The organism is Tardiphaga sp. OK246 (assembly GCF_900188215.1).
Taxonomy (GTDB): domain Bacteria; phylum Pseudomonadota; class Alphaproteobacteria; order Rhizobiales; family Xanthobacteraceae; genus Tardiphaga; species Tardiphaga robiniae.
The window spans coordinates 57,382-69,872 of the sequence record NZ_FZOX01000011.1; the positions used below are offsets into that span (position 1 = coordinate 57,382).

Genomic DNA, 12,491 nt, shown 5'->3' on the forward strand with positions numbered 1-12,491 from the left:
TGCCATCGCATCTGCACGCTGGACCATTTTGCTGATTTCCTGAAGTGTAATTGCGAATTGTTGAAACCGCGACACTTGGCTCGCACAAGCCGGTATTGAAGAAACACACCATGAAGACAGCAAAATTTCTGCACGTCGGCGCGCTCGCATTGGGCTTTGTCGCGGCGACTATGCAAGGCGTTCGGGCCGAGACGGCCCAACTCCGCATCGCGCAGCAATTCGGCATCGCCTATCTCCCGCTCATCGTCGCCAGCGAACGAGGCTTGATCGAGGACGAAGCCAAGGCGCTTGGCATCACGCCTCCGAAGATCGAATGGCTGCGGCTCTCGGGCGCCGCATCGATGAATGAAGCTCTGATCTCCGGCGGGCTGGATTTCGCGACCGCCGGCATCACGCCGATGATCCTGACCTGGGACAAGACGCGGACCACCGCCAAGATCATCGGTGTCGCCGCCTTGGGATCGATGGCCAATATCCTCACCACCAACAATCCGAACGTCAAGACACTGGCCGACTTCACCGAGAAGGACCGCATCGCGCTGCCGTCGGTCAAGGTCGGTTTCCAGCCGATCGTGCTGCAGATGGCGGCCGACAAGGCGTTCGGCAAATACGACAAGCTCGACGAACTCACCGTCAGCATGCCGCATCCGGACGCCACGGCGCAGATCCTGTCAGGTCGCTCCGAGATCACGGCACACTTCACCTCACCGCCGTTCTCGCAACAGCAACTCGCCAGCGGTAAGGTGCATCAGGTATTGAACAGCTACGACGTGCTCGGCGGCCCGCACACTTTCAACGTGGTCTATGCCACCACAAAATTCGTCAACGACAATCCGAAGACGATCCAGGCCTTCGTGCGCGGGCTCGACCGCGCCAATGACTGGATCAAGGCCAATCCGAAAGAAGCCACCGCGCTCTACATCAAGGCGGAAAACTCGAAGCTCACGCCGGACTTCGTCGAGAGCATCATTCGCGACAAGAACATCAACTTCACCACAATTCCCGAGGGCGCGCAGAAATTCGCCGACTTCGAAGCCAAGGTCGGCCTCATCAAGCAGGCGCCGGCGTCGTGGCGGGATCTGTTCTGGTCCGGCCTCGGAGAGAAGCCGGGGAGCTGACGTGAACGTCGCACCGCGATCGGCTGACTTCGTCGGTGACGCCGTGTCGCCGCTGCTGACGCTGGATCATGTCAGCATCAGCTATCCCACCCGCGACGGCATCCTCACGGCTGTCGAGGATGTCAGCTTCACGCTCTCGGCCGGCGAGCGATTGGTGTTGCTCGGCCCGTCGGGCTGCGGCAAGTCCACGCTGCTGCGTACGGTAGGCGGTTTCCTGAAGCCAAGCACCGGCGAGATCCGGCTACACGGGCGGCGCATCGATGCGCCCGGCCCTGACCGCATGACGGTGTTTCAGGAATTCGACCAGTTGCTGCCATGGCGCACGGTGCTGGGCAATGTCCGTTACGCGCTGGAGCGCGGCAAGTCGCTGCCGCGCCGGCAGGCGGAGGATGTCGCGCGTCATTGGCTCAGCCGCGTCGGGCTGAAGAATTTCGTCGATGCCTATCCGCATACACTGTCCGGCGGCATGAAGCAGCGCGTCGCCATCGCCCGTGCCTTCGCGCTCGAGCCTGCATTGCTGCTGATGGACGAGCCGTTCGCTGCACTGGATGCGCTGACGCGTCGACAGATGCAGGACGAACTGCTGAAGCTGTGCGAGGAGACCGGGAGCACGGCACTGTTCGTCACCCACGGCATCGACGAGGCGATCCGCGTCGGCACCCGCATCCTCGCACTGACGCCGCATCCCGGCCGGCTGGCCGCGACATTCGACGTGCCGCCCGACACCCGCATCCGCGGCACTGCGCGCTTCGCCGAGCTGGAACGGCAGATCCAGCAGAGCGTTTTCGCCGATCCGGAAACCGAACATGTCTGATATCGCTGCGCCGAAACTGGTGCGCGCGCCCGCTTTGCGGCGCGTGTTCGATGGTACGCCGTGGCGCCGTGCCGTCATCCTGCTGGGCTTCGCGCTGATCTGGGAGCTCTATGCACGCTGGCTGGACAATACGCTGCTGCTGCCGACCATGGGCGCGACTTTGTCGGCGCTGTGGGCGGCTATCGTCTCCGGTGAACTGCCGGATCGCACCCTGACGTCGCTGCGTGTCCTGATCACCGGCTATGCGCTGGGCGTCGCCGTCGCCGCGGCGCTCACCACCCTCGCCGCGCTGTCGCGCTGGGGCAACGAGGCGCTCGGGCTGCTGACCTCGATGTTCAATCCGCTTCCCGCCATCGCGCTGCTGCCCGTTGCATTGCTTTGGTTCGGCATCGGCACGCCGAGCCTGATCTTCGTCATCGTCCATTCGGTACTGTGGCCGGTGGCGCTGGCCTGCTATGGCGGCTTCCTCGCCGTGCCGCCGACGCTGCGAATGGCTGGCCGCAATCTCGGCCTGTCCGGCGGCCGGTTCGTGGTGGAGATCCTGGTGCCTGCAGCGTTTCCGCAAATCCTGTCGGGCCTACGGATCGGCTGGGCCTTCGCATGGCGAACCTTGATCGCGGCCGAACTGGTATTCGGCGTCAGCGCGCGCTCCGGCGGTCTCGGCTGGTTCATCTACACCAGCCGTGCACAGTTGGAGACGGCCAGCGTGTTCGCGGGACTGCTCACGGTCATCCTGATCGGTCTCATTGTTGAAGGCGTGATCTTCCGGACGTTGACGCGGATTACCGTTCAGCGCTGGGGCCAGGAGCAGGCCTGAGCGAGCAATCTGCGGCGGCAATACCGGAAGCACAACGTTCTCCGGATGGCGGCATTGTGCAGAGCGATCAACCCATGATCGTCCTGGTTTTTGGAATTCCCCAGATCGCCTGCTTGGGACTCTAATGCGTCATCAGTGATGGTGCCTTTCACGCCCCAATGCAGGACAACGACAATGCATGCCAGACGAATAATCTTGAAAGCCGCCATCGCCATAGGTCTCGGCGTGGCGGTCGTCTCCGCTCCCATGCTGATCGGTTCCGGATCAGCACACGCGCAGGAGAAGACCGTCCGGATTGGCTTCCAGAAATACGGCAAGCTGGTTCTGCTGAAGAGCAAGGGGAGTTTGGAGCCACGCCTGAAGGCACTTGGCTGGAACATCAAATGGACGGAGTTTTCGGCGGGCCCCGCGCTGCTGGAAGCCATCAATGTCGGCGCGCTCGATTTCGGCAACACCGGCGAGGCACCGCCGATCTTCGCGCAGGCCGCCGGCGCACCGATCCGCTATGTCGCCTATGAGCCGCCAGCGCCCAAGGGCGAAGCGATCCTGGTGCCGAAAGGCAGTCCGATCAAATCGGTCGCCGAGCTGAAGGGCAAGAAGGTCGCGCTCAACAAGGGCTCCAACGTTCACTATCTCCTCGTCAAGGCGCTGGAGAAAGCCAATGTCAAATATTCCGACATCACCCCGGTGTTCCTGGCGCCGGCTGACGCGCGCGCGGCGTTCGAGCGCGGTGCCGTGGATGCCTGGGTGATCTGGGACCCGTTCCAGGCGGCCGCTGAAGCCGCGATCGAGGCGACGGTTCTCGCCGACGGCACCGATACAGTTTCGAACTACCAGTTCTATCTGTCATCGCAGAAATTCCTGGAATCGGATCCCAAGGTGGTCGATGCGATTCTCGAAGGCCTGCGGGAAGTCGACGACTGGGCCAAGACGGACATCAAGGCGGTGGCCGAACAGCTGAGCCCCTCGGTCGGCCTGCCGGTTCCTGTCCTGGAGGTCGCGCTCAAGCGGCAGGCCTACGGGATCAAGCCGATTGATCGCAAGGTCATCACCGAGCAGCAGCAACTGGCCGATACGTTTCTGGCGCTCGGACTGATCCCGAAAGCCATTGCCGTAGCCGACGCCGCCGGGACACCCGCACCATGACGGCCGTCGACGACGCTCTCAAGATTCTCTGGTTCCTGCCGACCAGCGGCGATGGCCACTATCTCGGAACCACGGCCGGTGCGCGCGAGGTCGATTTCGACTATCTGCGGCAGATTGCGCGTGCCGCGGACAAACTCGGCTATTACGGGGCCCTGCTCCCCACCGGGCGCAATTGCGAAGACTCCTGGGTCATCGCATCGGCCATCGCGCCGTGGACGGAACGATTGCGCTATCTCGTCGCCGTGCGACCCGGACTGCAGTCGCCCACAGTGGCGGCACGCATGACTGCCACGCTGGATCGCCTGACCAACGGACGGTTGCTCATCAACATCGTGACGGGCGGCGATGCCGTCGAGAACAAGGGCGATGGCGTCTTCCTCGATCACGACGAACGCTATCAGGTCACCCGTGAGTTTCTGAATGTTTACGCGCGGGAGCTCGCCGGCGAAGCCGTCACTGTCGCGGGCAAGCACATCACGGTCGAAGACGGCCGCATCCTCTATCCACCGATCCAGACGCCCCATCCTCCATTCTATTTTGGCGGCTCGTCGGATGCCGGCATCGATGTCGCCGTCGATACCGTCGACAAATACCTGACCTGGGGCGAGCCCCCGGCGCAGGTGGCGGAGAAGATCGCACGCGTGCGCGGAATCGCCGAGCAGCGCGGCCGCAAGATCACGTTCGGCATTCGGCTGCATGTCATCGTCCGCCATACCAACGAGGCGGCATGGAAAGCCGCCGACGAACTGATCGAGCATCTCACCGACGACACGATCGCATCCGCGCAGCAGATTCTCGGGCGAATGGATTCCGTCGGCCAGCAGCGCATGTCGCAATTGCACGGCGGCCGGCGCGACCGGCTCGAGGTCAGCCCGAATCTGTGGGCCGGCGTTGGCCTGGTGCGCGGCGGCGCCGGCACGGCGCTGGTCGGCGATCCCGCCACCGTCGCCGCACGTATCCGCGAATATCAGGACCTGGGCATCGATACGTTCATCCTGTCCGGCTATCCGCATCTCGAAGAGGCCTATCGGTTTGCCGAACTGGTGTTTCCGCTGCTGTCGCTGCAACAAACCAGCAATGTCCGGCAGTTCCGCGCCAATACCGGACCGTTCGGAGAACCGCTCGCCGATCACCGCCGGACGACAGCAAAAGTTTGACGCGCCGCCGGTCTCGATCCCAGCGGTGCAATGACGCCGCGGCATCTGGAGGACACCACATGACCAAGCAGATTCGCCTCAACGCGTTCGCCATGAACTGCGTGGCGCACCAGTCGCCCGGCCTGTGGACGCATCCCGACGATCGCTCCGGCGACTATAATCGCCTGCCCTACTGGCTCGATCTCGCGCGAACGCTGGAACGCGGACGGTTCGACGGACTGTTCCTTGCGGATGTGCTCGGCGTCTACGACGTGTTCGGCGGCAATCCGGACGCGGCATTGCGCAATGCCGCACAGGTGCCGGTCAACGACCCGCTACTGCTGGTGTCGGCGATGGCCGCCGTTACCGAGAATCTCGGCTTCGGCGTGACCTGTACGCTGTCTTACGAGCCGCCCTATCCATTCGCGCGCCGGATGTCGACCCTCGATCACCTCACCGATGGCCGTATCGGCTGGAACATCGTTACCGGCTATCTCGACAGCGCCGCGAAGGGCATGGGCAAGGCCAGCCAGAACGCCCATGACGACCGATACAACGTCGCCGAAGAATATATGGAGGTCGTCTACAAGCTGTGGGAAGGCAGCTGGGAAGACGACGCCGTGCAGCGCGACAAGGCGCGCGGCATCTTCACCGAGCCGTCGCGTGTTCACCGCGTCCAGCATTATGGCGAGAACTACACACTCGACGCCATCCATCTCTCCGAGCCGTCACCGCAGCGAACGCCGGTGCTCTATCAGGCCGGAACGTCGCTGCGCGGAAAACTGTTCGCCGCGCAACACGCCGAATGCGTGTTCATGTCCGGTCCATCCGCAAAGGTGATCGCGCCGCGCGTCGCTGCGATCCGCGCGCTTACGGCAGAGACCGGGCGCGATCCGTCGGAAATCCTGATGTTCAGCATGATGACGGTGATCCTCGGCCGCACCGAGGAGGAAGCCGCCGCGAAACATGCGGAGTATCGTCGCTACATCAACCATGAGGGCGCCCTGACGCTGATGTCCGGCTGGACCGGCGTCGATTTCTCGACCTATGACCTCGACCAGAAGGTGGAGCACGTCCACAACGAGGCCGGCCGCACGGCGATGGACAATATCACCCGCGCCGATCCCGATCGCACCTGGACGGTGCGCGAGGTGGCCGAGCATGTCGGCATCGGCGGCATCGGGCCAATCGTGGTCGGAACGCCCGAACAGGTAGCTGACGCCATCGAGGACTGGGTCGCGCAGACCGACGTCGATGGTTTGAACCTCGCCTTCGCGATCTCGCCCGGAAGCTTCGAGGACATCGTCGATCTGCTGGTTCCGGAACTGACCCGGCGCGGTATCTACAAGAGTGCCTATGCGCCCGGCACGCTTCGCGAAAAGCTGTTCGGTGCCGGTCGCGCACGGCTGCAGTCGCCGCATCCAGCCTCCTCGTTCCGCCCCGTGCTGCCATCCGCTATCGCCGCGGAGTAACGACTCGAAGTCGGCCTACCGCTCGGGCTGGCACCAAAGCAGCAGAGGGATCGACGCATGCGAGGCGCTCTGATCATCCCGGGCCTTCACGGCTCGCCGGACGGCCACTGGCAGACCCTGTTGCAGAGCCATACGCCGTTTGCGCGCCGCGTCGAGCAGGACGACTGGGACGCACCTGTGCTCGATCGCTGGGTGGAGCGACTTCTGTCGAGCGCAGATGCCAATCCCGGCGCGATCGCAGTCGCCCACAGTCTCGGCTGCATCCTTATAGCTCATGCAGCGCTGCGGATGCCGGACATCAAAATCGGCGGCGCACTTCTGGTCGCACCGGCCGATGTGGAAACGAACACCGACGCATTCCCGCAATTGCGCAACTTTGCACCGATGCCGACGACATCCCTGCCGTTTCCGAGCATCGTCGTCGCCAGCAGCAACGATCCCTTCATGTCGCTGCAGCGGGCGCGCATGCTGGCCAGGAGCTGGGGCTCGGACTTCGTCAATATGGGCGATGCCGGCCACATCAATATCGCGTCGGGCTATGGCGCGTGGCCGGCCGCGCACCGCCTGGTCGATGCGCTGGCAGCGAAAGCCGAGACGGCACGGCACCCGCCACGGCCATTCCGAAACCGCACGACCGGCAAACGGGTGCCGGCGTCGTAGAGTATTTCAAGCCGTCTTGTCGTTCCGTTCAAAACGATCGTGCCGTCGAAGGGCCAGCTATCGCCGCATTGGCAGACGAACGCACGAAGGCACTCTCGATCGCCGGGATCGATGACAACAAGGCCCTGGTGTAATCATCGGCCGGGTTGGAAAACACCTGATCGACCGGTCCGGATTCGACGATCCGCCCGCGTTGAAACACCAGCACACGATCGGCGATATGCTGGACGACGCCCAGATCGTGCGAGATGAAAAGCAGCGCGGTGCCGAGGCGCGCCTGCAGCTCGCTCAGCAGATCCAGCACCTGCGCCTGGATCGAAACATCCAGCGCCGACACCGGCTCGTCGCACACGATGATGTCCGGCTCCGCCGCCAGTGCACGTGCAATGGAGACACGTTGACGCTGGCCGCCGGACAGGGAGCGCGGATAGCGGCCGAGATGCCCCGCATTTAGCCCGACCTGCTCGAGCAGCGCGACGATGCGGTCGCGCTTTGCGCGCGCATCACCGGCCAGGTTTTCGGCGATCACATCAGCGACCCGGTAGCGCGGATCGAAACTGCTGAGGGCATCCTGCGGGATATATTGCAGCCTTGCGCGCAGCGCGCGCCGCTCGGCCTCCGCCATCCCGGACCAGCGCTGCCCGAGCAGGCGCACCTCGCCCTCGTCCGGCGCGAGCAGTCCGAGCACGATCTTGGCGCATGTCGACTTGCCAGATCCGGATTCGCCGACGATGCCGACAACCTCGCCGGCCTTCACAGCAAAACTGACCCGATCCAGCGCCGGCGGCGATATCGCGCCGACCGCAGCCGGTCGCCGCTGGACATAACGTTTAGAAATGCCCTCAACCTGGAGCACCAAAGCTTCGTCCGACGGCTTTCGGACCGGCAGCGGCTCCCGGACGATGACAGACCCGACGGCGCCGTTCCCTTCGACGCTTGCAACGTCAAATCGGGCAGACGCGAGCAAATGTCCTTTTGAATCAGCGGATGGGATCGCAGCAAGAAGCTGGCGCGTATAGGGATGGCGCGGACGGCGCAAGACATCCGCCGTAGCTCCGCTGTCCACGATGCGGCCGTCGCGCATCACGATCACCCGATCGGCAATGCCAGCCACAACTGCGAGATCGTGGCTGATCAGCAGCAGTCCGGCGCCTTCCCGCACGCGCTCGGCCAATACGGCGAGCACCTGCGCCTGGACGGTGACGTCCAGCGATGTGGTCGGCTCGTCTGCGATGATGAGATCTGGATCGGCTGCAATGGCCGACGCAATCAGTGCGCGCTGGCGTAAACCGCCCGAGAGTTGATGCGCATATTGTGTAGCTCGATGTTCGGGATCGGGAATGCCGACCTTGCGGAGCACATCGGTGACGCGTGCGGCAACTGTGTGTCGCCCACGTAACGTCCGATGCGCGGAGAGCACCTCGCCGACTTCCTGGCCGATGGTGCGTAGCGGATCCAGCGACACCAGCGCATCCTGCATGACAAGGCCGGTGACCGTGCCGCGCAGCTTGCGCCAGTCGGTTTCGCGAAACTGCAACGCATTGCGGCCCTTGATCTGGAATCGATCAGCGTCGACCTCGGCCCCATCGCCGGACAGGTTGAGCAGGCTGCGTGCCGTAATGCTCTTGCCCGATCCGGACTCGCCGACCAAAGCCACGCATTCGCCGCGGCGGATCGTCAGGTCGAAGTTCCGGACGATAGGCACGCCGCCATTGGCGCCGGCAAAACCGATCGAGAGCCCCTCGATATCGATTAGCAGATCATCGGGCTGTGGAACGACCAGATATGGTTTGTCCGTCATGCCAGCCGTCCTTCAAATCGTTTCTGGATGGCATTGCCGACCAGCGTGAAGGCGATCACCGTGAGCGTGATGGCGAGGCCGGGAAATACGCCCGGCCACCACGCCACGCGCAGCACGTCGCGGCTCTCCGCCAGCATCACGCCCCATTCCGGCGTCGGCGGCTGCGGGCCGAGGCCGAGAAAGCTGAGGCCCGACACCGCGAGGATCGTATTGCCGATATAGACCGTCGCGATTACCGGCACCGCGACCAAGACATTCGGCAGCACATGGCGGATGAAGATCTGCCAGCGGCCGAGGCCGTAGACGACCGCATGCGTTACGTAATCGGCATCGCGCACCAATTGCGTTTGGGCACGGATCACCCGGCCGAATTTCGGAATGCCGGCAATGCCCACGGCAATGGCGATGTTGAGCATACCCTGCCCCAGAAACGTGACCACCAGCATCGCCAGCAGCACGCCGGGGAATGACGACAGCACGTCGAACACGCGCGACGTCGCCTCGTCGAGGAAGCGGTTGCGCTGTCCGGCGAGAATGCCAAGCACGATGCCGAAGGCCAGACTGATCGCCATGCCGCCGAGCCCGATCAGGAGCGAATAGCGCGTGCCGTGGATGGTCCGCGCGAACACGTCGCGGCCGAGCCGGTCGGTGCCGAACAGATGCTCCCAGCTCGGCGGCTTCAGCCCCAGCGCATAATCCCCGATCAGCGGATCGAACTGGGTGAAGGCGCGCGGGAATGCCGCGGCCAGCAGCAGCACGAACAGAAACGCCAGAGAGATCACAAGGCCCGATGACAGCAATCGCGGCGCGATCACGGCCGCCGTCGTCACCGGTTCCACCGCACCGGGCGGGTTAACCTGCGGGTCAAGCGCGATGGACAGGTCCGCGAGCGGACGGGTTTGCACGTTCATTGCGCCCTCAGTCTCGGGTCGATCAGCAGATACAGGATGTCGAGCAAGGTCGACGCAGCGACATGGATGAAAGCGGCCAGCAGCACCACGGCCAGCACCACCGGCACGTCATGGGTCAGCACGGCGCCGAGCGTCACGGTGCCGAGACCCGGACGCCCGAAGACTTTCTCCGTGATCACAGCGCCGCCGAGCAGTCCGCCGATCAGCCAGCCGCCGAGCGTCACCGCCGGCAGCAAGGCATGCCGGAGCACATGGCGTGCGCGGATCACGAGCTCGCCGACGCCGCGCGAACGCACCGTGGTGACGAAGGGCTGATCGAGCGTCTTCTCCATCGCCTCACGCAGCACCTGCGCGAGGAGGCCGGCCGTCGGCAATGCCAGTGTCAGCGACGGCAGCACGATCGACTGCCAGCCACTGGCACCGGACACCGGAAACCAGCGCAGCGTGAAGGAAAACGCCATCAGCAGCAGGATGCCAAGCCAGAACACCGGCGTGGATGCGAATACCAATTCCAGAAAGGATGCGATCTGGCGCGAGATGCGCCCGCGGCCGGCTGTCAGCAGCGCGAGCCCGACTGCGATCACGATGGCCAGAAGCCCGCCGAGTAGCGCAAGCTGCACGGTCGGCATCAGTTGTGATCCCACCACCTCGGTGACGGGCTGACGCAGCACATAGGACGTGCCGAAATCGCCCTGCAGGATGCGCAGAAGAAAATCCAGGTACTGCGCGGGCAGACTGCGATCGAGCCCCCACTCCGCCGCAATCGCCTCGCGCAGCCCTGGATATTCCAGATCGCCCGCCAGGATATCCTGGATGCGGCCCGGCAAGGCGTGCAGCGCCAAGAATGCCGCCGTCACACTCGCCCAGGCCACCACGAGGCTGGTGAGCAATCTGGAAATGATACGAGACCACATGATCTCGTCTACTTCGCCAGCCAGAAGTCATAGGCGCTCGACGGCGAGTCCAAACCCGCCTCGAAGCTCAGCCCGTTGACGTTGTTCTTCGCCGCCAGGAACCAGCTCGGAGCGAACATCGGCACGATGAAGGCCTGATCGACGCCGAGCTTCTGGATTTCATCGGTGAGGGCACGCTTCTTCGTCACATCGGTCGAGCGCAGCGCTTCATCGATCAGACCCGTGATCTGAGGATCCGGATTGGCGATGTTGGAATACAGAAACCCTTTGGAGCCGAGCATGTCCCACAACTCCCGCGCCGGATCCGATGGATTGTCGGTGTTCGGATAGATCGTCCAGTTGCCGTTGGCGTTGTTCTTGGCATATTCGCCAGCGGTGATGATGCGCAGGTTGAGATCGAAGCCGATATTCTTGCGCAACGCGGCCTGGATGCCCTGGATCAGCACTTCGCGGTTGTCGCGGACGTAAGGCTGCGGATAGCCGACGTCGATCTTCAGGCGCACGCCGTTCTTGGTGCGGAAGCCCTCAGAATCGCGGCCGGTCCAGCCGGCTTCGTCGAGCAGCTTGTTGGCGCCCGCGATATTGTTGCCCCACGCACCGACCAGCGCCTTGTTATAGGCCGGGTTGGCCGGGCCAATGATGGACCATGCACGCGGCACGGTGCCGAGATAGACCTGCTTGACCAGCGGCTCGAGATCGAAGCCGTCTCGCAGCGCGCGCCGGACCCGCACGTCATCCGCAGGCGGAATGGTGTAGTTGATGTTAAAGGTGAATGACGTGCTGGCGCCGGACGGGCCGGTCAGCAACTTGAACTCGGCCTGATCCGCAAACAGCGCCACGTCGGTCGGCTGCACGCCTTCGATCAGATCGACCTGCCCCGACGTCAGCGCACCGGCCCGCACTGCAGCCTCCGGCAAAAAACGCAAGGTCACGCGATCGAGATAGGCCGGCCCGCTATGCGCCGCATACCCCGGCCCCCACTTGTAATCCTTGTTGCGCACGAACACCGCCGACTGGCCGCGGCTGTAGCGCTCGAATACGAACGGCCCGCTGCCCGCCAGCAGCGGCCCACCGCCGCACAGGTCGCCCTTGGCGAGCGCCTTTGGCGAGATGATGCCCAGTTTGACGTTGGACGTGGACTCCAGGAACGTCGAATCCGGCTGCGTCAGGATCAATTTGACGACATAGGGCGACACGACTTCGGCACGATCGAAATATTGCAGCAGCGCGACTGCATTGGCGGCGTTTTCCGGCTTCTTGACGAAATCGTAATTCGCCTTCACCGCCGCCGCGTCGAACTTCTCGCCGTCGTGGAAGACGACGTCCTCGCGCAGCTTGTACGTATATTCCTTGCCGTCCGGCGAGATCGACCACTCAGTCGCCAGCCATGGCGCGAAGGTGCCGTCGGTCTTCTTGCCAACCAGCGAGTCGATATAGTTGCGCGCCACGAAAAATGCAGCCTGCTGCGAGGCGCGATGCGGATCGAAGCAGCTCGGCTCGGTCGCAACGCCCCATGTGATGGCACCGCCGGAAACCGGCTTGCTTTCCTGCGCCTGCGCAAGCTGTCCGCCCAGCATGACCGACGCGATGACGATCGCAGTGCGTGGCGAAATACTAATCTTCCTCATTGGGGACCGTCCGCTGGTGTTTTTCACTACCAACCGCAGCAGCAACGTCTCGCATTTTCTGAAGTGATCGATGG

11 protein-coding genes are annotated in these 12,491 nt (G+C 63.7%); 7 read left to right on the forward strand and 4 right to left on the reverse strand.

Going from position 1 to position 12,491, the window contains the following annotated elements:
• Positions 1-110: 110 nt before the first annotated feature.
• The 7 genes from CHC01_RS30415 (at position 111) to CHC01_RS30445 (ending at position 7,163) form a co-directional block, all read left to right on the forward strand.
• On the forward strand, positions 111-1,118 hold the full coding sequence (locus tag CHC01_RS30415; protein WP_244558579.1) for an ABC transporter substrate-binding protein: 1,008 nt from the start codon (positions 111-113) through the stop codon (positions 1,116-1,118).
• Position 1,119: 1 nt separating this feature from the next.
• Positions 1,120-1,932 carry an ABC transporter ATP-binding protein gene (locus CHC01_RS30420; RefSeq protein WP_244558580.1) on the forward strand — a complete coding sequence of 271 codons (813 nt, stop codon included), beginning with the start codon at positions 1,120-1,122 and terminating at the stop codon, positions 1,930-1,932.
• On the forward strand, positions 1,925-2,749 hold the full coding sequence (locus CHC01_RS30425; protein ID WP_089268070.1) for an ABC transporter permease: 825 nt from the start codon (positions 1,925-1,927) through the stop codon (positions 2,747-2,749). The genes CHC01_RS30420 and CHC01_RS30425 overlap by 8 nt, the downstream gene beginning before the upstream one ends.
• A gap of 174 nt (positions 2,750-2,923) precedes the next feature.
• Positions 2,924-3,895 carry a sulfonate ABC transporter substrate-binding protein gene (locus CHC01_RS30430; RefSeq protein WP_089268071.1) on the forward strand — a complete coding sequence of 324 codons (972 nt, stop codon included), beginning with the start codon at positions 2,924-2,926 and terminating at the stop codon, positions 3,893-3,895.
• The gene (gene ssuD / locus CHC01_RS30435) at positions 3,892-5,052 is read left to right on the forward strand and encodes an FMNH2-dependent alkanesulfonate monooxygenase (protein ID WP_089268072.1); all 1,161 of its coding nucleotides are present in this window, start codon (positions 3,892-3,894) and stop codon (positions 5,050-5,052) included. The genes CHC01_RS30430 and ssuD overlap by 4 nt, the downstream gene beginning before the upstream one ends.
• A gap of 59 nt (positions 5,053-5,111) precedes the next feature.
• Positions 5,112-6,503 (forward strand): LLM class flavin-dependent oxidoreductase, encoded by a 1,392-nt coding sequence (locus tag CHC01_RS30440; RefSeq protein WP_089268073.1) that lies wholly within the window; start codon positions 5,112-5,114, stop codon positions 6,501-6,503.
• A gap of 57 nt (positions 6,504-6,560) precedes the next feature.
• Entirely contained in the window at positions 6,561-7,163 is a 603-nt protein-coding gene (locus tag CHC01_RS30445; protein WP_089268074.1) for an RBBP9/YdeN family alpha/beta hydrolase, read from the forward strand.
• A 28-nt stretch (positions 7,164-7,191) separates the two neighbouring features.
• On the opposite strand, the gene CHC01_RS30450 is transcribed toward CHC01_RS30445, so the two are convergent.
• The 4 genes from CHC01_RS30450 to CHC01_RS30465 are packed head-to-tail and all read right to left on the reverse strand — an operon-like array spanning position 7,192 to position 12,417.
• On the reverse strand, positions 7,192-8,964 hold the full coding sequence (locus CHC01_RS30450) for a dipeptide ABC transporter ATP-binding protein (protein ID WP_089268075.1): 1,773 nt from the start codon (positions 8,962-8,964) through the stop codon (positions 7,192-7,194).
• A complete protein-coding gene (locus CHC01_RS30455; RefSeq protein WP_089268076.1) occupies positions 8,961-9,875 on the reverse strand; it encodes an ABC transporter permease in 915 nt (304 codons plus the stop codon). The genes CHC01_RS30450 and CHC01_RS30455 overlap by 4 nt, the downstream gene beginning before the upstream one ends.
• Positions 9,872-10,789, reverse strand: coding sequence for an ABC transporter permease (locus tag CHC01_RS30460; protein WP_089268077.1), 918 nt, complete (start codon positions 10,787-10,789; stop codon positions 9,872-9,874). Before CHC01_RS30460 ends, CHC01_RS30455 begins: the two co-directional genes overlap by 4 nt.
• An 8-nt stretch (positions 10,790-10,797) precedes the next feature.
• Positions 10,798-12,417 (reverse strand): ABC transporter substrate-binding protein, encoded by a 1,620-nt coding sequence (locus tag CHC01_RS30465; protein ID WP_089268078.1) that lies wholly within the window; start codon positions 12,415-12,417, stop codon positions 10,798-10,800.
• Positions 12,418-12,491: the final 74 nt, after the last annotated feature.

Excerpts from the sequence above, each read along its gene's own strand:
- ssuD (WP_089268072.1), top strand. The coding sequence starts at position 3,892 with ATGACGGCCGTCGACGACGCTCTCAAGATTCTCTGGTTCCTGCCGACC.
- CHC01_RS30465 (WP_089268078.1), bottom strand. The coding sequence starts at position 12,417 with ATGAGGAAGATTAGTATTTCGCCACGCACTGCGATCGTCATCGCGTCG.
- CHC01_RS30440 (WP_089268073.1), top strand. The coding sequence starts at position 5,112 with ATGACCAAGCAGATTCGCCTCAACGCGTTCGCCATGAACTGCGTGGCG.
- CHC01_RS30460 (WP_089268077.1), bottom strand. The coding sequence starts at position 10,789 with ATGTGGTCTCGTATCATTTCCAGATTGCTCACCAGCCTCGTGGTGGCC.
- CHC01_RS30455 (WP_089268076.1), bottom strand. The coding sequence starts at position 9,875 with ATGAACGTGCAAACCCGTCCGCTCGCGGACCTGTCCATCGCGCTTGAC.
- CHC01_RS30415 (WP_244558579.1), top strand. The coding sequence starts at position 111 with ATGAAGACAGCAAAATTTCTGCACGTCGGCGCGCTCGCATTGGGCTTT.
- CHC01_RS30430 (WP_089268071.1), top strand. The coding sequence starts at position 2,924 with ATGCATGCCAGACGAATAATCTTGAAAGCCGCCATCGCCATAGGTCTC.
- CHC01_RS30445 (WP_089268074.1), top strand. The coding sequence starts at position 6,561 with ATGCGAGGCGCTCTGATCATCCCGGGCCTTCACGGCTCGCCGGACGGC.
- CHC01_RS30450 (WP_089268075.1), bottom strand. The coding sequence starts at position 8,964 with ATGACGGACAAACCATATCTGGTCGTTCCACAGCCCGATGATCTGCTA.
- CHC01_RS30425 (WP_089268070.1), top strand. The coding sequence starts at position 1,925 with ATGTCTGATATCGCTGCGCCGAAACTGGTGCGCGCGCCCGCTTTGCGG.